Raw genomic sequence first — 18,391 nt, 5'->3', positions numbered from 1 at the left:
AGCGTCTGGACCGGATCTCTCGCAAGACCTCTCTCGCGTTTAATCAAACCTACAAAACAGCAGAAATCGACGAACGGCCCTCGATGCCGATCATTCGCCGGTATCCTTGCACGCGTCTGGATCAAGCGTTTCAGCAGGCTTTATCGCCCTGCGCTCGCTGCTCAAGGAGTGACGCATGCTCAAATCATCCTGTTTATTGCTTGTAGGCCTGCTGGCGAGCACAGCCGCGCACGCGCAGATTTTCCAGCGTGAACTCGGTGACTTCGACCTCAAGCTCGGCACCACGCCCAGCCGCAGCATGGCCCAGGGGCTGGTCAAACCTTCGGCAGTCGGCTCGTTCCACGGCGGCCTGGATCTTAGCCATGACAGCGGCCTGTATGTTGGCCAGTACGCACCGAGCATGGGCCTCACGCCGGGGAAGAATCTCGAAATCGACTCCTACGTCGGCTTTAAACAACCTTTCGATCAGACCCTCGGCTACGAAGTCGGGATGATCCATTACAGCTATCCCAAGGTCGACACCCTCGACAGCCAGGAACTGTTCGGTGGCCTGACCCTGCTCGGCAGCCGGATCGGCATCGCCCTGAGCAACGATCCGGATAAACAGAACAACACCCTGTTTGCCGACCTGGGCGGCAATCAGCCGTTCGGCATCGGGATCAGCATGAAATACACCACCCATCAACTCAACACGCCGGTCTCGGTGGACGGGGGTTATGTCAGCAGTTTTACCGATTGGTCGGTGAAACTTTCCCGGCCGTTCATGGGCATCGACCTCGACCTGATCTACAGCAATTCGAGCCTCAGCGGCAGCGATTGCTCGGCCTATTCCGGGCATAACAGTCAGTGCGACGGGCTGGTCACGCTCAAGGCCGAACGCCCGTTCTTTTGATGGGCTGAACTGCCGGGGCCATCCTGTGTTCACATGAGAATCAGACCCTCAAGGCTGGCTTTCGCAAGGACTCGCCCATGTCTAGCTGGTTCAAACGCATCGCGATTCTACTGATCCTGACCCTTGCCCTCGGCGCCTGCAGCCGTGTCGGCCTGGCTTATCGCAACCTTGACGTGATCATTCCGTGGACGCTCAGCGACTACCTGGACATGAACGGCGAGCAGAAGGACTGGTTCAACGAGCGACTCAAGGAACACTTGAACTGGCATTGCACCACGCAATTGCCGGGTTTTCTCGATTGGCTGGATCGCCTGCAAACCATGGTCGAGACCAATCAGGTCACCGACGCAGCGCTCCAGGCCCGCACCGCAGAAGCCAAGCAGGCGATCGCCGAAACCGCCCGGGAAATCACCCCATCGGCGATTGAATTGCTGCAAGGGCTGGATGATCGGCAGGTCGCTGAAATGAACGACGCGTTTGCCAAGGATCTGCAAAAGCGCCAGCAGGAATACCTCAAGCCACCACTGGCGCAGCAGATTGCCGAACGAGGCGCGCGCATGGACAAGCGTCTCAACGATTGGCTCGGCCCATTGAGCGCCAAACAGGAACAGCGGGTGATGACCTGGTCGACCGCCCTGGGCGATCAAAACACCCAGTGGATCGCCAACCGCGCCCACTGGCAAAAGCAGTTCAGCGCGGCGGTAGCGCAACGCAAAAGTCCTGAATTCCCACAACGGATCGAGACCCTTCTGGTCAATCGCGAGCGTTTATGGACCCCGGATTACCAAAAGGCCTACGCCAATACCGAGGCGCAGGCCCGTTCGCTGTTCGTCGATCTGATGGCAGAGAGCACGCCGCAGCAAAGACAGCGCCTGTTGAAAAAAATCGAGGGGGTGCGCAAGGACTTCAATGATTTGAAGTGCCTGAAGGCTGCGCAAAAAAGCTGAGATCACTGAAAAACCCATGTGGGAGCGAGCAAAATCGCTCCCACATTTTTGTGCAAAGCCTCAGGCAATCTGCGCTTTGGAAGCCACCTCATCGAATGTCAGCTCATCCAGCGCATCTTCCTGCTCATCGAGCACCTGACGCGGATGATCGTTGCCGGGAATGCTGCTGTCGATCAGGCTCAACAGGCTGGAGCCACGCGGGGTCAGGCTGAAGTTGTTGCCGGTACTGCCTTCATCTTCGCCACGGGGCTCGATGTAGCCGCGCTCCAGCAGCAGCTTTTCGTAGTCACAGGCGAGTGTTTTCAGGTGATCCAGATTCTCGATCGGCTCGCCCGCTGCCGCTTTTTCTGCCGCATAGTCTTCGGCGAATGACCGTGGCGCGAAGCTGTGGCCCGCGCCGTTCTGCACTTCATGCAGCAGGCGCTCAATCAAATCCCAGTTATAAGTCGTCATCCTGATACAACCTCCGGTGCGCGTGATTTTTTGGCGCGTTCACAGGTTGTGACCGGAGCGCTGCGTCAGCGTTCAGGATTATTCCGCGCCCCGACCGACCGGCGGTCTGTCGATTTCCCGGGGTGTTGAACGACTAGTCTGAGACAGACGGTTTCAACCCCGCAGGAGAAATCATCATGAACGTTGAGAATCATCCGGTGGTGTCGCGCGAAGCATGGCTCGCCGCCCGCAAGCAGCATCTGGCCGATGAAAAGGCCTTCACCAGGGAACGCGACCGCCTCAGCGCCAAACGCCGCGCCCTGCCTTGGGTGAAGGTCGACAAGGATTACCGCTTCATGGGCCCGAACGGCGGATTGAAACTTGCCGACCTGTTCGGCAAACACAGCCAGCTCGTCGTTTACCACTTCATGTTCGCCAAGGGCTGGGAGGAAGGCTGCCCGGGCTGTTCATTCCTCAGCGACCACATCGACGGCGCCAACCAACACCTGGCCCATCACGACATTGCGCTGGTGGCGGTGTCCCACGCACCGTTCGCCGAATTCCAGGCCTTCAAGCGCCGGATGGGCTGGACATTCGACTGGGTGTCGTCGGACGGCTGCGATTTCAACTACGACTTTGGCGTGTGTGCCCGCGCTGAGGATGTCGAAGCAGGCAAGGCTACGTACAACTACGAAAAGACCGACAGCGCCGAGGAAGAAATGCCCGGGCTGAGCGTGTTCTATCGCGCTGACAACGGCGAGATTTTCCACACCTACTCAACCTACGCCCGAGGTCTGGACATGCTGGTCGGTGCGTACAACTTTCTCGACCTTACGCCCAAGGGCCGGAACGAGGACGAGATCATGGAATGGGTGCGGCATCATGATCGGTACGACGGGGCAGCAAAATCCAGTTGCTGCCATGGTGACTGAGCCCCAAACACACTGAACTTTTCACCGGCCACAGCCCTCAACCGGTTAACCCGCCTTAACCGGAACTGAGGCCTGCCCCATGAAAACCCTGCTCAAGCTCACCCTCGCCGCCACGCTCGCCTGCACCCTGCCCGTCTGGGCCTGTACGCCGGAAGAAGCCACCGCCAAACGCGAGCAACTGGCCAAGGAAGTCGCGAAGCTCACCGAGCAAAACCCGGCCAAGGCCAAGGAGATCAACGCCGAGTTGCAGAAAATGGACCTGGGCACTGCCTCCGCCGATCTGCCGGACAAATGCCAGTTGATCGATCAGCGCTTGAAGGAACTGGGTTCGGCCGAGAAAAAAACCGAGGGATAACACCCGCTCAGACAACGGCAGGCTTTGGCATCGATCAGGCTGGATCGATACCAGAGCCTGCTTCCTTTCGTCCGGAAATTTGCATTAGTGCATTTTGCTATTTGCACAAATGCATATTCACACCTAGGGTTACCCCGAGCCTGATCGGAACCGGCCATCGGAGATGGCAACCCTTACCCACCGATCGCTCGGTAGTACCGTTATCCCGCAAACGCGGAACGTTTGTTTTCATTCATGGAGGATTGAAAAATGTTAACCACTGAAACAACGGCATTCACCGGCAACACCCTGCCCGAATGTCTGATCAGCCATCTGCTCGACCCGCAACTGGTCGAGGTCGAGGCGGCTGTACAACAACGCGCCCTCGCGGCCGCCAGCCTGAACTTCACGATGCAGCAACAGACCCAGACCAACTGGTGCTGGGCCGCTGCTTCCGCCTCGGTCGGCAATTATTACGGCACCGGGTCCTGGACCCAATGCGCCGTTGCCAGCGCCGCACTGGACCGCAACTGCTGCAATCAACCGGGGCCGTGCAACGTCTACGGCTATCTCGATGTTGCGCTGAAGATCACCCGCAGTTTCAACGGCATGAATTCGGGCTCGCTGCAAATGTCGGCCATCCAGAACCAGATCAACATGGGCCGCCCGATCGGCCTTCGTTGCGCCTGGTACGGTGGCGGTGCGCACTTTCTGGCGATCTACGGCACCAACGGCAATTACGTGCTGGTCGCGGATTCGATCTACGGCTATTCGACCCGCGCGCTGAGTGCCTTCCCCGGTTCCTACAACGGCGGCGGCAACTGGACCCACACTTACTTCACGGCGAAAAACCAGGGGGCGGCATCATGAAACTGACTTATCCAAAGGCGCCTTCCAACGGCGTGCAGACTTTGCGCCCGGCCCTACAGGCCGCGTTGCAGACCCAGGGCTTTGGCGTCAATCGCCAGTTCGCCAGCGCCGCGCCCGCCGGGATCAGCCTCAGCGAGGCCTATCGCGGCTACTCGCTCAGTCTGGACGACTTGAGCCAGGGCAAAGGCCTGAAGAATGCCCGAGCGGGCGACTGGCATTACCTGGTGTTTTCCGGCGGGGTGTCGATTGCCGATGCGCAATTGGCCGAAGTACGCGGTCACGTCGAGTTCGCCTCGCTGAACCACGGCAACCTGGCGGCCGCCACGGTCGATGCGCTGAAACTGGCGGAGCAATCGCCGCAACTGAAGGGCAAAACCGTTGAGCTGCGGATGCTGTTTGTGTCGGCGCTGCACCTTGTGGCGATCTGGCTGCATGCGGCGGACGAAGACGTTTTGATTCCGATTGAGCCAACGCCAAAAGAACTGGCACTGACCGGGCTGTACAGCGAGGCCGCCCTGCTCGCACAGCTCAAACCGGCAGCCGATCAAGCCAAGCGGCGCTTTGATGCCGACACCACAGGCCTGCTGGGCAGCTAATAAACGCTGGTAATAAAAAACCCGGACCATGTCCGGGTTTTTCTTTGTCTGCCTGAAACGGCTTACTCAGCCGCTGGCGCTGCCGGTTTGCGGCGTTTCAGTGGGGCCATCCCGTCGCTGCTCACCAGAGCGTCCGGTTTCGGACGGTTGGCGCTCTTGCGCTTGGTCGGGGTTTTGGCGGCAGTTTTCTTCTTGTCGCCCTTGGCGTCGGTCTTTTTCTTCTTCACGCCGACGGCCTTGCCCGAGGCCTTGACCTTTTTCGGTCCGCCGTAGGTGCCTTTGACTTCCTTGATGGTGCGGCGCTCGAAGCTCTGCTTCAGATAACGCTCGATGCTCGACATCAGGTTCCAGTCGCCGTGGCAGATCAGCGAGATCGCCAGACCGTCGTTGCCGGCACGGCCGGTACGACCGATGCGGTGCACATATTCGTCGCCGCTGCGTGGCATGTCGAAGTTGATCACCAGATCCAGGCCGTCGACGTCCAGACCACGGGCCGCCACGTCGGTGGCCACCAGGATCTTCACGCCGCCCTGCTTCAGACGGTCGATCGCCAGCTTGCGATCTTTCTGGTCTTTCTCGCCGTGCAGCACGAACGCCTTGTATTCCTGGGCGACGAGGCGACCGTAGATACGGTCGGCCATGGCCCGGGTGTTGGTGAAGACGATGGCCTTCTGATAAGTCTCGTTGGCCAGCAGCCAGTTGACGATCTGCTCTTTGTGCTGATTGTGGTCGGCGGTGATGATCTGCTGACGGGTGGTGTCGTTCAGCTGGCTGACCGCGTTGAGCTGCAGGTGCTCAGGGTTGTTCAGCACCTTGGCGATCATCTCGCGCAGGCCGGAACCGCCGGTGGTGGCGGAGAACAGCATGGTCTGCTGACGGTTCGGACATTCATCGACCAGACGCTGCACGTCTTCGGCGAAACCCATGTCGAGCATGCGGTCGGCTTCGTCGAGCACCAGCACTTCGACTTCTTTCAGGTCGAGGTTGCCGGCGTTGAGTTGCTCGATCATCCGGCCCGGGGTGCCGATCAGGATGTCCGGCACCTTGCGCAGCATGGCGGCCTGGACCTTGAAGTCTTCACCGCCGGTGATCAGGCCTGACTTGATGAAAGTGAACTGCGAAAAGCGCTCGACTTCCTTCAGGGTCTGCTGGGCCAGCTCGCGGGTCGGCAGCAGGATCAGGGTCTTGATGCTGACGCGAACCTTGGCCGGGCCGATCAGGCGGTTGAGGATCGGCAGGACAAAAGCGGCGGTCTTGCCGCTACCGGTTTGCGCCGTCACCCGCAGGTCACGCCCCTGAAGCGCCAGCGGAATGGCCGCGGCTTGCACAGGCGTTGGCTCGACAAATTTCAGCTCGGCCACGGCTTTGAGCAGGCGTTCGTGCAGGGCGAATTGGGAAAACACGGGTGCTACCTCGAAGATATGCAAAAAATCAGCTGCATAGGTTACCGGTTTCGAGCGCTCAGGCCGAGTTTCTTTGTGAAATCCACGGTAATCAGTGGCTTTTTTGTTGCTCGATTTGTCTCCAACGGTAATACACAGCGTCTTAAATGCTCTAATCGCCCGTCGCGTCTTACAGAAGAATCGTTTCGCTCATGGATTTCAAACAGCTCTGGCTCAACGCCCAAGACCTCTGGGGTGCCCTCGATCAGCACCCGCTCCTGCACGCCGGCCTGGCGCTGCTCCTGTTGTTGGTGATCGCGCTGGTCCTCGGACGAGTGGCGCGCTACCTGATCCTGCATGCCAGCCGCATGCTCGGTCGCCAGCCCGCGTTGCACTGGATCAACGACTTTCGCCATAACAAGGTGTTTCAGCGTCTGGCGCAGATGACGCCATCGCTGGTGATCCAGTTCGGCCTGCACCTGGTGCCGGAACTGAGCAAGACCGCCACGGTGTTCCTCGGCAACGTGGCCCTGGCGTTCACCATTCTGTTCCTGCTGCTGTCGGTCAGCGCCCTGCTCAACGCACTGCTGGACATCTACGCCCGCACCGAACACTCCCGCACCCGCTCGATCAAGGGTTATGTGCAACTGGCGAAAATGGTCCTGTACGTGTTCGGCGCGATCATCATCGTCGCCACCCTGATCGACCGTTCGCCGCTGTTGCTGCTGTCGGGTCTGGGTGCGATGTCGGCGGTGATCCTGTTGGTCTACAAGGACACCCTGCTGTCGTTCGTCGCCAGCGTGCAACTGACCAGCAACGACATGCTGCGGGTCGGCGACTGGATCGAAATGCCGCAGGTCGGCGCCGATGGCGATGTGGTCGACATCACCCTGCACACGGTCAAGGTGCAGAATTTCGACAAGACCATCGTCTCGATCCCGACCTGGCGCCTGATGTCCGAATCGTTCAGAAACTGGCGCGGCATGCAGCAGTCCGGCGGTCGACGAATCAAGCGCAGCCTGTTCATTGATGCCAGCGGTGTGCGGTTCATCCGCGACGATGAAGAGGAGAAACTCTCCCAGGTGCACCTGCTGACCGCTTACATGGGGCGCAAGAAAGCCGAGCTCAAGGCCTGGAACGAGGCGCAGGGCAACGTCGCGGCGATGTCGGCCAACCGCCGGCGCATGACCAACATCGGCACCTTCCGCGCCTATGCGTTGGCCTATCTGAAGAGTCATCCGGAGATCCAGCCGAACATGACCTGCATGGTCCGCCAGATGCAGACCACCGCCCAGGGCATCCCGCTGGAAATCTACTGCTTTACCACCACCACGGTGTGGGCCGATTACGAGCGGATCCAGGGGGATATTTTCGATTACCTGCTGGCGGTGCTGCCGGAGTTTGGGTTGAGTCTGTATCAGCAGCCGAGTGGTGGGGATTTGCGGTCGGGGTTGTTGCCGGCGGTGTTGGGTTCGGCGCACATACCTGAAGCTGAAAAACACCTCATGTAACACCACCGATCAAATGTGGGAGCCAGCCTGCTGGCGATTGCGGAGTGTCATCAGACATTGATCAGTCTGATCCACTGCAACGCCAGCAGGCTGGCTCCCACAGGTTTTGCATCGCTTCCCTAAATTACTTCGCCTGCCGCTGCGGCGCCTTGTGCACCATGGTGTAGGCGTAATCGACGCCCATGCCGTACGCGCCGCTGTGTTCCAGCACCAGGTCCATCACTGCCTGATAAGTGTCTTTGTGCGCCCAGTCACGCTGGTACTCGAGCAGCACTTGCTGCCAGGTCACCGGTACTGCGCCGGCCTGAATCATCCGCTGTACCGACATGTCGTGGGCTTCTTTGGTAGTGCCGCCGGACGCGTCAGTGACGATGTACACCTCGTAGCCTTCAGCCAGAGCTTCCAGAGCCGGGAAGGTCAGGCAAACCTCGGTCCACAGCGCGGCGATAATCAGCTTTTTGCGCCCGGTGGCCTTCACGGCGTCAACCAGCGCCTTGTCTTCCCAGGAGTTCATCGAGGTGCGTTCGATCGGTTTCTGCTCAGGGTGTACTGCCAGCAATTCCGGCCAGATGTAGCCGCTGAAGCTTTCGGTTTCGACCGAGGTGTAGATGGTCGGCACGTTGAAGATCTTGGCAGCCTTGGCCAGGCCAACGGTGTTGTTCTTCAGGGTCTGACGGTCGATCGACTGTACGCCGAAAGCCATTTGCGGCTGGTGGTCGATCAGGATCAGGGCGGAGTTGGTTGGGTTCAGCAGTTCACGGATAGACATGGCGCGTTCCTTTTGATGTCGATTCAAAGTTTCGATTGGGTATTGGTGAGTCGAGGCGGCTTGCCGTCTTCGGCGTTGTTGTCTCGGCTTGGATGTCACTTTAGGGGCTAGCCGATAAAGGGACAATTCCCTAAAATCGAGAATCATTGATTCCAAAATAGGGACAATCATGGATCGCATCGAATGCATGCGCGCCTTCGTGGTGACGGTCGGCGAAAACGGCTTTGCAGCCGCCGCCCGGGCCATGGACGTGCCCCGCTCGAAAGTCAGCAAACAGATTCAGGCACTGGAAGAGGCCATCGGCGTGCAACTGCTGCAACGCACCACCCGCAGCCTGCACCTGACCGAGGCCGGGGCCGAGTATTTCGAAGCGGCGCGGGAAGTGATTGCGGCACTGGACGAGGCCGAACAGCGGGCGCGGGACGGGGTGGGTGAATTGCGCGGGGTATTGCGGGTCAACGCGCCGATGTCGTTCGGCCTGCGACGGCTGGGCAAGCTGATTCCGCTGTTCCACGAGCAACACCCTAACATCGAACTGCAACTGGTGCTCAGCGACCAGCAGGTCGATCCGGTGCGCGGCGGCTTCGACGTGACCATCCGCATCGCCAGCCTGCCCGACTCGACCATGATCGCCCGGCAACTGGCGCCCGCCCCACGAATCATGGTCGCCTCCCCCGCTTACCTCGAACGCGCGGGCACGCCGCAATCCCCGCAGGATCTGCGCTCACATCAATGCTTGAACTACGGCTATCTGCAGAGCGGGGTCAGCTTGCAACTGTGCAACGGCAAGGAGACCCAGCGCGTCAACGTGACCGGGCCGCTGCACGCCAACAACGGCGACCTGCTGGCGCAAGCGGCCGAGGCCGGCATGGGCATTGCGCTGCTGCCGGACTTCATCGTCGAAGAGGCGTTGGCGGCCGGGCGGCTGGTGCCGGTGCTCTGCGAATGGCAAGCCCCGGCGATCACCATCAACGCGGTGTATTCGTCAGCGCGGCGGGTGCCGCAGAAGACCCGGGCGTTTATCGAGTTTCTGGTGGGGCAACTGGCGCCGGCTTGCGAATCCCCAACCGGCTGATCCACACCGCGGCCAGAATCACGCTGCCACCGAGGAACAACCGCCCGAGCTCTTCATGCTGATTCCAGATCAGCAGATTCAGCAGCAGCCCCACCGGCACGTGCAGGTTGTTCATCACCGCCAGGGTGCCGCCGTTGACCAGGCACGCGCCCTTGTTCCACCAATACAAACCGAGTGCGGTCGAGACCAGACCAAGGAACACCAGCACGCCCCATTGCAGCGGCGCTTCGGGCAGGAAGTTGGATTTGCCGAACAACAGGAACGCCGGCAACGCCACTGCCAGCGCGCCGAGGTAGAAGAAACCGAAGCGCCGGTAGTGCGGCAGATCGCTCGGGTGTTTTGCCACCAGATGCTTGTACAGCACCTGCCCGGCGGCGTAGGTGAAGTTGGCCAGTTGCAGCAGCAGAAAGCCCATGAAGAAGTCCGGGTTGATCCGGTCGTAGCGAATCACTGCTGCACCGCACACGGCCACCAGTGCGGCGATCAGCGCCCACGGGTTGAAGCGTCGGTTGAGCGCGTCTTCGATCAGCGTCACATGCAATGGCGTGAGGATGGTGAACAGCAACACTTCCGGCACCGTCAGCACTCGGAAGCTCAGATACAGGCAGACGTAGGTCACGCCGAACTGCAACGCGCCGATCAGCAGCATGCCGCGCATGAACGCCGGCTCCACCGAGCGCCAGCGCGTCAGCGGAATGAACACCAGCCCGGCCAGCACCACACGCACCAGCACCGCGAAGTAGCTGTCGACATGACCGGCCAGGTATTCGCCGATCAGACTGAAGGAAAACGCCTGGATCAGCGTGACAAAAAGTAGATAGCCCATGCTCGCCTCGATTTCGAATGGCGGCGACGATAGCGTTTTTTGCCAGCCATCGCTAAATCCCGGGCAAAAAAAAGCCCGATCTCGCTAAAGCGTTCAATCGGGCTACAGCACTCAGGAGCAACAAGTGCAAAGGGAGGTTCGATGCGCGTAGAGCCTTGAAGGGGTTGCGCCAGGTCACTAGAACAATCGGCGATTATCTGGCGATTAACATATCAAGCGACCTGGGACAGTTTGGCGTTGGCCTGGTTGAGGCCTTTCTCCTGGAAGTCGCCGCCCAGATTCATGCCTTCAGCGTGGATGAAGGTCACGTCGTTAATGCCGATGAAGCCCATCACCTGACGCAGGTACGGTTCCTGATGATCCGCCGGGCCGCCAGCGTAGATGCCGCCGCGAGCGGTCAGCACGTAGGCACGCTTGCCGCTGAGCAGGCCTTGCGGGCCGGTTTCGGTGTATTTGAAGGTCACGCCGGCACGCAGTACGTGGTCGAGCCAGGCCTTCAGGGTGCTCGGAATGGCGAAGTTGTACATCGGCGCCGCCATCACCAGCACGTCGGCGGCCAGCAATTCATCGGTCAATTCGTTGGAACGGTCCAGCGAGGCCTGCTCGCTGTCGTTGCGCTGCTCGGCGGATTTCATCCAGCCGCCCAGCAGGTTGATGTCCAGGTGCGGCACTGGGTTCACGGCGAGGTCACGTACGGTGATCTGATCGGCCGGATGCGCCGCTTTCCACTGACTGATGAAGGTCTGGGTCAGTTGACGGGAAACCGAGTCTTGCTGGCGGGCGCTGCTTTCGATGATCAGAACGCGGGACATGTTGTGTAGCCTCCATCCGAGAATGTTGTAAGTCGATGGAGTGAAGGTTAAACAGTGCCGTATCGATGAAAAAGCGCAAATAATTGCTGCAAAGCATCGAAAAATTCGTTTAGATGCAAGCCTTAGCCTGTGGAAGCCCGCTCCCACAGGCCCATGACGCTATTTCGGGGTGCAACTCAGCTTGATGCGCAGCTTGATGATGGTCCGGGTGAATTTGGCCGTGGCGTTTTTATGCTTGCCCGCCGCCACCTCGATATTGCGCGTGCGCGGCGCCTCCGGGCCGTTGGTGAATACCACCTTGCAGGTTGCGTCGACGTCGCCGTAGTTGTTGACCTGGATGGAGCCGATGTCGTTATCGGTGTCGAACGCGTTGTAGTCGATCTTCAGGCCGTTGAGGTCCTTTTCCACATCGATCGGGTACGCGAACGCAGTCAGCGGAAGCAGCGCCAGCAACACACAACAGAATTTTTTCATTCGGCAGTCTCCATGAGGGACCGCCAGCTTAGGACAAGAGGAGCTATTGATGAAAGCGCCCCGCGTGACCCTTGATCAATGGCGAACGTTGCAGGCCGTGGTCGACCACGGCGGATTCGCCCAGGCCGCCGAGGCCCTGCACCGTTCGCAATCGTCGGTGAGTTACACCGTCGCCCGCATGCAGGATCAGCTCGGCGTGCCGCTGTTGCGCATCGACGGCCGCAAGGCCGTGCTGACTGAAGCCGGCGGCGTGCTGCTGCGCCGCTCGCGGCAATTGGTGAAACAGGCCAGCCAGCTGGAAGACCTTGCCCATCACATGGAGCAGGGCTGGGAAGCCGAAGTACGGCTGGTGGTCGACGCCGCCTACCCGAGCGCCCGTATCGTGCGCGCGTTGACCGCGTTCATGCCGCAGAGCCGTGGCTGCCGCGTGCGTCTGCGTGAGGAAGTGCTGTCGGGCGTTGAGGAAGTGCTGCTCGAAGGCGTGGCCGATCTGGCCATCACCGGGCTGAGCATTCCCGGTTACCTTGGCGCAGAATTGAGCGATGTCGAATTTGTCGCCGTCGCCCATCCTGATCACGCGCTGCATCGGCTCAACCGCGAGCTGAGCTTTCAGGACCTGGAAACCCAGATGCAAGTGGTCATCCGCGACTCCGGCCGCCAGCAACCTCGGGACGTCGGCTGGCTCGGCGCCGAGCAGCGCTGGACCGTCGGCAGTCTCGCCACGGCTGCGACGTTCGTCAGCAGTGGCTTGGGATTCGCCTGGCTGCCACGCCACATGATCGAGCGGGAACTGAAAGACGGCTCACTCAAGCTGCTACCGTTGGACAGAGGCGGCAACCGCAACTCCAGCTTCTATCTGTATTCGAACAAGGACAAACCCTTGGGCCCAGCCACGCAAATCCTCATCGAACTGCTGCGCACCTTCGACACCCTGCCGCTGGACGCACCGTTCGCCGCCCCCGAACAAGCCTGACACGGAGTTCACCGATGGCGTATTTCGAGCATGAAGGTTGCAACCTGCACTACGAGGAATATGGCCACGGCGATCCGTTGCTGCTGGTTCACGGTCTGGGCTCCAGCACTCTGGACTGGGAAATGCAGATTCCTGCCCTGGCCGCGCATTACCGGGTGATCGTCCCGGACGTGCGCGGTCACGGCCGCTCCGACAAGCCCCGCGAGCGCTACAGCATCGCCGGCTTCAGCGCTGACATCGTCGCCCTGATCGAGCATTTGAAACTCGGCCCGGTGCACTACGCCGGGTTGTCCATGGGCGGCATGATCGGCTTTCAGCTCGCCGTCGATCAGCCGCGGATGCTCAAGAGCCTGACCATCGTCAACAGCGCGCCCGAGGTCAAGGTGCGCAGCCGCGACGATTACTGGCAGTGGTTCAAGCGCTGGAGCCTGATGCGCCTGCTCAGCCTCGCCACCATCGGCAAGGCCCTTGGCGCCAAGCTGTTCCCCAAACCGGAGCAGGCCGATTTGCGCCAGAAGATGGCAGAGCGCTGGGCAAAAAACGACAAACGTGCTTATCTCGCCAGCTTCGATGCGATTGTTGGCTGGGGGGTCCAGGAACGACTTTCCCGGGTCACCTGTCCAACCCTCGTCGTCAGCGCCGACCGGGACTACACCCCCGTTTCGTTGAAAGAAACCTATGTCAGACTGCTGCCCGATGCGCGGCTGGTGGTGATCGCCGATTCGCGCCACGCCACCCCGCTCGATCAGCCCGAACGCTTCAATCAAACGCTGCTGGAGTTCCTCGCCACAGCCGATAATCACCCTCAGGATCACTGACCCATGCTGAAAAAACTCGCCCTCGCCGCCGGCACCGTGCTGTTCGCTGCCAACCTGATGGCTGCCACGCCGGCAAAAGCACCGCACGTGCTGCTGGACACCACCAACGGCCAGATCGAAATCGAGCTGGACCCGGTCAAGGCGCCGATCAGTACCAAGAATTTCCTCGAGTACGTCGACAGCGGCTTTTACAACAACACGATTTTTCACCGCGTGATCCCGGGCTTCATGGCCCAAGGCGGCGGCTTCACCCAGCAGATGCAGCAAAAAGACACCAAGGCGCCGATCAAGAACGAAGCCAGCAACGGTCTGCATAACGTTCGTGGCACTTTGTCGATGGCGCGTACCTCCAACCCGGATTCGGCCACCAGCCAGTTCTTCATCAACGTGGCCGACAACGCCTTCCTCGATCCGGGCCGTGACGCCGGTTACGCGGTGTTCGCCAAAGTGGTCAAGGGCATGGACGTGGTCGACATCATCGTCAACTCCCAGACCACCACCAAACAGGGCATGCAAAACGTGCCGGTCGACCCTGTGATCATCAAGTCGGCCAAGCGCATCGACTAAGCTTTACAGGGCATATCGAGCGGCGCTGACCTGATGTCACGCCGCTCACACTGATAAAAGGAGAGCCCGTGCTCCGGGCGGTTATCTGATGCTCTATCGCCGTTTCGAACAACTGATCGACATATTCCGCGACGCCCCGACGGCGTCTCCGCCGGACCGCGTTCTGCCCTTCTATACCTATTACCTGAAGCAGGTCTGGCCGAGTTTCGTCGCCCTGCTGATCGTCGGCCTGTTCGGCGCGTTGATCGAAGTGGCCCTGTTCAGCTACCTGAGCCGCATCATCGACCTCGCCCAGGGCACGCCGAACGTCGACTTCTTCAAGGTGCACGGCGTCGAACTGGCGTGGATGGCGGTGGTAGCGTTACTGCTGCGCCCGCTGTTCCTGGCGCTGCACGACATGCTGGTGCACCAGACCCTGAGCCCGAGCATGACCAGCCTGATCCGCTGGCAGAACCACAGTTACGTGCTCAAGCAGAGCCTGAATTTCTTCCAGAACGACTTCGCCGGGCGCATTGCCCAGCGCATCATGCAGACCGGCAACTCGCTGCGCGATTCCGCCGTGCAAGCGGTGGATGCGCTGTGGCACGTGCTGATCTACGCGATCAGTTCGCTGGTGCTGTTCGCCGAGGCCGACTGGCGCCTGATGATCCCGCTGCTGACGTGGATCGCCGCCTACATCGGCGCGCTCTATTACTTCGTGCCACGGGTCAAGGACCGCTCGGTGGAAGCCTCCGACGCGCGCTCGAAACTGATGGGCCGGATCGTCGACGGCTACACCAACATTGCCACCCTGAAGCTGTTCGCCCACACCAACTTCGAACAGCACTACGCCCGCGAGGCGATTCAGGAACAGACCGAAAAAGCCCAGTTGGCCGGTCGCGTGGTCACCAGCATGGACGTGGTCATTACCACCATGAACGGCCTGCTGATCGTCGGCACCACCGCGCTGGCGCTGTGGCTGTGGACGCAATCGCTGATCAGCGTCGGCGCGATCGCCCTGGCAACCGGCCTGGTGATCCGCATCGTCAACATGTCCGGCTGGATCATGTGGGTGGTCACCGGCATCTTCGAAAACATCGGCATGGTCCAGGATGGTCTGCAGACCATCTCGCAACCGGTCAGCGTCACCGACCGGGAGCAGGCCAAACCGCTGGCCGTGGCCCGTGGCGAAGTGCGTTTCGAGCACGTGGATTTTCACTACGGCAAGAAGAAAGGCATCATCGGCGACCTCAACCTGACCATCAAACCCGGCGAGAAAATCGGTCTGATCGGCCCGTCCGGCGCCGGCAAATCAACCCTGGTCAACCTGCTGCTGCGCCTGTACGACGTCGAGGGTGGGCGGATTCTGATCGACGGCCAGGACATCGCCGAAGTCGGCCAGGAAAGCCTGCGTGCTCGGATCGGCATGATCACCCAGGACACCTCGCTGCTGCACCGCTCGATTCGCGACAACTTGCTGTACGGCAAGCCCGACGCCACCGACGCCGAACTCTGGGAAGCGGTGCGCAAGGCCCGCGCCGATGAGTTCATCCCGCTGCTGTCGGACGCCGAAGGACGCACCGGATTCGACGCCCATGTCGGCGAGCGCGGGGTGAAACTGTCCGGCGGTCAGCGTCAGCGGATCGCCATTGCGCGGGTGCTGCTCAAGGACGCGCCGATCCTGATCATGGACGAAGCGACCTCGGCGCTGGACTCGGAAGTGGAAGCGGCGATTCAGGAAAGCCTGGAAACCCTGATGCAGGGCAAGACCGTGATCGCCATCGCCCACCGCCTCTCGACCATTGCCCGCATGGACCGGCTGGTGGTGCTGGAAAACGGCAATATCGCCGAAAGCGGCAACCATGCCGAACTGCTGGCCCACGGCGGGTTGTATGCGCGGCTGTGGGCGCACCAGACCGGAGGGTTTGTCGGCATCGATTGATCCTGCGCGAAACACAAAAACCGCCAAAGCCCTCTACCCACGGGCTCTGGCGGTTTTTTATCGCCTGCTGGAAATTCGCATGAACCCTGCTGTACTGACCCAAGGCTCCGGAACGGAACCTGTCGTAAATCTGCAAGGAAGCACCACTCGATCCAGTCTCGATAGTACGTCTATCAAGGACACTCTCATGTCTCTGTTCAAACGTTCAGTCACTGAGTTGTTGGGTACGTTCTGGTTAGTGTTGGGCGGTTGCGGCAGTGCGGTCATTGCCGCGTCTTCACCCTTGGGAATCGGCGTGCTGGGGGTCGCCCTGGCGTTTGGTCTGACGGTGCTGACCATGGCATTTGCCATCGGCCACATCAGCGGCTGTCACCTCAACCCGGCGGTGTCGGTCGGTCTGTCCGTCGGCGGTCGATTCCCGGCCAAAGAGCTGCCCGCCTACATCATTGCCCAAGTGATCGGGGCGATCCTCGCGGCGGCGCTGATCGTCTACATCGGCAGCGGCAAGGAAGGCTTCGACGTCGCCGCCGGCCTGGCCTCAAACGGTTATGGCGAACACTCGCCGGGAAAATACTCGATGGCATCCGGCTTCGTCACCGAGCTGGTGATGACCGCCATGTTCGTGGTGATCATCCTCGGCGCCACCGACAAACGCGCTCCGGCGGGACTGGCACCTATCGCCATTGGCCTGGCCCTGACGCTGATCCACCTGATCTCGATTCCGGTGACCAACACCTCGGTCAACCCCGCCCGCAGCACCGGCCCGGCGCTGATGGTCGGCGGCTGGGCCATCGCGCAGTTGTGGATGTTCTGGGTCGCGCCGTTGCTGGGTGCGGTGGTCGGCGGCGTGCTCTATCGCTGGCTGGGCAAGGAAGACAGCTGAGGGAGTCGGCGAGGATCAGGCTTGCCGATACGGCAAGGCGCTCCTCGCCTCTTCGGCATAGGCCAGTACACCGGCGCGTTCCTGGTGCAGGAAGTCTTTGACCGCGGCTTTCAAACCGGGATGGCGCAGGTAATGCCAGGAATGGGTGATTACCGGTTCGAAGCCGCGAATCAGTTTGTGCTCACCCTGGGCACCGGCATCGAAACGCTGAAAGCCCTGGGCAATCGCATAGTCCATGCCCTGATAGAAACAGGTCTCGAAGTGCAGCCGGTCGAACTCGGCCAGGCATCCCCAATAACGCCCGTAAAAGCTGTCGCCGCCCACCAGGCTGAACGCCATCGCCACCGGCCGTGAGCCCTGTCGGGCCAGCACCACGCGAATCGCTTCCGGCATGCGCTCGGCCAGCAGGCTGAAGAACTCCCGGGTCAGGTACGGTGCCTGCCGACGCACCGCGTAGGTGTTGGCATAACAGGCGTAGACGAAATCCCACTGCGCCTCGTCCAGCTCGCGGCCTTCCAGCCATTCGAACTCGAAACCCTGTCCCGCCACTTGCTCGCGCTCCTTGCGCATCTGCTTGCGCTTGCGCGAGGCGAGCACGTCGAGGAAATCCTGAAAGTCGCGATAGCCGCGATTCTGCCAGTGGTACTGACAGCCGATGCGTTGCAGCCAGCCCGGCTGCTCGGCCATGGCGGCATCGGTAAATGCATCGGTGAAGTTGATGTGGGCGCTGGAGAGCTCTTCGACTTCCAGATAGCCCGGCAGGCTCTTGAGCAGCTCGAATCCGTCCTCGACATTCGCTGCCAACAACCGTGGGCCGCTGACCGGGCTGAACGGCACGGCGCTGAGGAACTTGGGGTAGTAATCGATGCCGGCGCGGGCGCAGGCATCGGCCCAGCCGTGATCGAACACGTATTCCCCGTAGGAGTGCCACTTGCGATAACCGGGCAACGCGGCGATCACGCGCCCCGCTTCGACGTGCAGCAAATGCTCCGCTTGCCAGCCGGTGTGCGGGCCGACGCTGCCGCTGTCCTCCAGCGAAGCCAGGAAGGCGTGGCGCAGAAACGGCTGGTTTTGCGGGACCAGAACATCCCAGTCGGACGCTGGAATTTCCGACAGTTTATGCAGACGTTGCAGCGGCATTTTCCTCTCCACTTTCGGGCGTGAACGCCCGGCGAGTATCGCTGATCGGCGGGGCGTTGCCCACGTCCGATTACGCGACAGCGCTCTAAATCAATAGTTCACGGCAGCTTTGTATCGTCATCAACCTGCCATCATCGTGCCACTGCTCTGTCATAAACCATCGCGATACTGGCGCCTGTTTTTAGAGCGCCGGGTTCTACCCCGGACACTGTTTTCCGACCGTCAAACCGTCGGTTG

The 18,391-nt window shown here is 60.7% G+C and carries 20 protein-coding genes; 13 read left to right on the top strand and 7 right to left on the bottom strand.

The window, feature by feature from the left end; translation table 11 throughout:
* Window positions 1-175 precede the first annotated feature (175 nt).
* Together CAF76_RS08100 and CAF76_RS08095 are read left to right on the top strand one after the other, a co-directional pair.
* A complete protein-coding gene (locus CAF76_RS08100) occupies window positions 176-892 on the top strand; it encodes a TorF family putative porin (RefSeq protein ID WP_039772546.1) in 717 nt (238 codons plus the stop codon).
* 77 nt (window positions 893-969) lie between these two features.
* A complete protein-coding gene (locus CAF76_RS08095; RefSeq protein ID WP_085648565.1) occupies window positions 970-1,839 on the top strand; it encodes a DUF6279 family lipoprotein in 870 nt (289 codons plus the stop codon).
* Between the two features lie 60 nt (window positions 1,840-1,899).
* Here the strand turns inward: CAF76_RS08095 and CAF76_RS08090 are convergent, their stop codons facing one another.
* Complete coding sequence (locus CAF76_RS08090; protein WP_039772548.1) at window positions 1,900-2,292, bottom strand: hypothetical protein; 393 nt, start codon at window positions 2,290-2,292, stop codon at window positions 1,900-1,902.
* A 176-nt stretch (window positions 2,293-2,468) separates the two neighbouring features.
* Between CAF76_RS08090 and CAF76_RS08085 the strand changes: the two genes are divergently transcribed.
* From CAF76_RS08085 to CAF76_RS08070, 4 genes are all read left to right on the top strand, one after another.
* A complete protein-coding gene (locus CAF76_RS08085) occupies window positions 2,469-3,203 on the top strand; it encodes a thioredoxin family protein (protein WP_085648566.1) in 735 nt (244 codons plus the stop codon).
* A 79-nt stretch (window positions 3,204-3,282) separates the two neighbouring features.
* On the top strand, window positions 3,283-3,558 hold the full coding sequence (locus CAF76_RS08080; protein ID WP_064594218.1) for a hypothetical protein: 276 nt from the start codon (window positions 3,283-3,285) through the stop codon (window positions 3,556-3,558).
* 249 nt (window positions 3,559-3,807) lie between these two features.
* Window positions 3,808-4,407, top strand: a complete 600-nt coding sequence (locus CAF76_RS08075; RefSeq protein WP_085648567.1) for a papain-like cysteine protease family protein — start codon at window positions 3,808-3,810, stop codon at window positions 4,405-4,407.
* Entirely contained in the window at window positions 4,404-5,003 is a 600-nt protein-coding gene (locus CAF76_RS08070) for a hypothetical protein (RefSeq protein WP_085648568.1), read from the top strand. The genes CAF76_RS08075 and CAF76_RS08070 overlap by 4 nt, the downstream gene beginning before the upstream one ends.
* 62 nt (window positions 5,004-5,065) lie before the next feature.
* Here the strand turns inward: CAF76_RS08070 and CAF76_RS08065 are convergent, their stop codons facing one another.
* Window positions 5,066-6,406: a DEAD/DEAH box helicase gene (locus CAF76_RS08065; protein ID WP_011332966.1), complete on the bottom strand. Its 1,341-nt coding sequence runs from the start codon at window positions 6,404-6,406 to the stop codon at window positions 5,066-5,068.
* 191 nt (window positions 6,407-6,597) lie between these two features.
* On the opposite strand from CAF76_RS08065, the gene CAF76_RS08060 reads away from it, so the two are divergent.
* Complete coding sequence (locus tag CAF76_RS08060; RefSeq protein ID WP_085648569.1) at window positions 6,598-7,896, top strand: mechanosensitive ion channel family protein; 1,299 nt, start codon at window positions 6,598-6,600, stop codon at window positions 7,894-7,896.
* A gap of 124 nt (window positions 7,897-8,020) precedes the next feature.
* Here the strand turns inward: CAF76_RS08060 and CAF76_RS08055 are convergent, their stop codons facing one another.
* Window positions 8,021-8,665, bottom strand: coding sequence for a hydrolase (locus CAF76_RS08055; protein WP_085648570.1), 645 nt, complete (start codon window positions 8,663-8,665; stop codon window positions 8,021-8,023).
* Between the two features lie 169 nt (window positions 8,666-8,834).
* Between CAF76_RS08055 and CAF76_RS08050 the strand changes: the two genes are divergently transcribed.
* On the top strand, window positions 8,835-9,740 hold the full coding sequence (locus CAF76_RS08050; RefSeq protein WP_007956547.1) for a LysR family transcriptional regulator: 906 nt from the start codon (window positions 8,835-8,837) through the stop codon (window positions 9,738-9,740).
* Here the strand turns inward: CAF76_RS08050 and CAF76_RS08045 are convergent.
* From CAF76_RS08045 to CAF76_RS08035, 3 genes are all read right to left on the bottom strand, one after another.
* Entirely contained in the window at window positions 9,685-10,566 is an 882-nt protein-coding gene (locus CAF76_RS08045) for a carboxylate/amino acid/amine transporter (protein WP_085648571.1), read from the bottom strand. The genes CAF76_RS08050 and CAF76_RS08045 overlap by 56 nt on opposite strands.
* 212 nt (window positions 10,567-10,778) lie before the next feature.
* Window positions 10,779-11,378 carry an FMN-dependent NADH-azoreductase gene (locus CAF76_RS08040; RefSeq protein WP_011332962.1) on the bottom strand — a complete coding sequence of 200 codons (600 nt, stop codon included), beginning with the start codon at window positions 11,376-11,378 and terminating at the stop codon, window positions 10,779-10,781.
* A 159-nt stretch (window positions 11,379-11,537) separates the two neighbouring features.
* On the bottom strand, window positions 11,538-11,852 hold the full coding sequence (locus CAF76_RS08035) for a hypothetical protein (protein ID WP_011332961.1): 315 nt from the start codon (window positions 11,850-11,852) through the stop codon (window positions 11,538-11,540).
* A gap of 49 nt (window positions 11,853-11,901) precedes the next feature.
* On the opposite strand from CAF76_RS08035, the gene CAF76_RS08030 reads away from it, so the two are divergent.
* From CAF76_RS08030 to aqpZ, 5 genes are all read left to right on the top strand, one after another.
* The gene (locus tag CAF76_RS08030; RefSeq protein ID WP_011332960.1) at window positions 11,902-12,825 is read left to right on the top strand and encodes a LysR family transcriptional regulator; all 924 of its coding nucleotides are present in this window, start codon (window positions 11,902-11,904) and stop codon (window positions 12,823-12,825) included.
* Window positions 12,826-12,839: 14 nt separating this feature from the next.
* Window positions 12,840-13,643 (top strand): alpha/beta fold hydrolase, encoded by an 804-nt coding sequence (locus tag CAF76_RS08025; protein WP_064594205.1) that lies wholly within the window; start codon window positions 12,840-12,842, stop codon window positions 13,641-13,643.
* A gap of 3 nt (window positions 13,644-13,646) precedes the next feature.
* Entirely contained in the window at window positions 13,647-14,210 is a 564-nt protein-coding gene (locus CAF76_RS08020; RefSeq protein WP_011332958.1) for a peptidylprolyl isomerase A, read from the top strand.
* 88 nt (window positions 14,211-14,298) lie between these two features.
* Window positions 14,299-16,131: an ABC transporter ATP-binding protein gene (locus CAF76_RS08015; protein ID WP_085648572.1), complete on the top strand. Its 1,833-nt coding sequence runs from the start codon at window positions 14,299-14,301 to the stop codon at window positions 16,129-16,131.
* 187 nt (window positions 16,132-16,318) lie between these two features.
* A complete protein-coding gene (aqpZ, locus tag CAF76_RS08010; RefSeq protein WP_085648573.1) occupies window positions 16,319-17,014 on the top strand; it encodes an aquaporin Z in 696 nt (231 codons plus the stop codon).
* A 15-nt stretch (window positions 17,015-17,029) separates the two neighbouring features.
* Here aqpZ and CAF76_RS08005 read toward each other — a convergent pair whose 3' ends face one another.
* Window positions 17,030-18,154, bottom strand: coding sequence for a GNAT family N-acetyltransferase (locus CAF76_RS08005; RefSeq protein ID WP_085648574.1), 1,125 nt, complete (start codon window positions 18,152-18,154; stop codon window positions 17,030-17,032).
* Between the last annotated feature and the right edge of the window lie 237 nt (window positions 18,155-18,391).

Origin of the sequence: Pseudomonas sp. B40(2017), assembly GCF_002112855.1 — a bacterium.
Taxonomy (GTDB): domain Bacteria; phylum Pseudomonadota; class Gammaproteobacteria; order Pseudomonadales; family Pseudomonadaceae; genus Aquipseudomonas; species Aquipseudomonas pharyngis.
The sequence above is the reverse complement of the archived record's forward strand: the minus strand, read 5'-3'. Positions and strand labels throughout refer to the sequence as shown.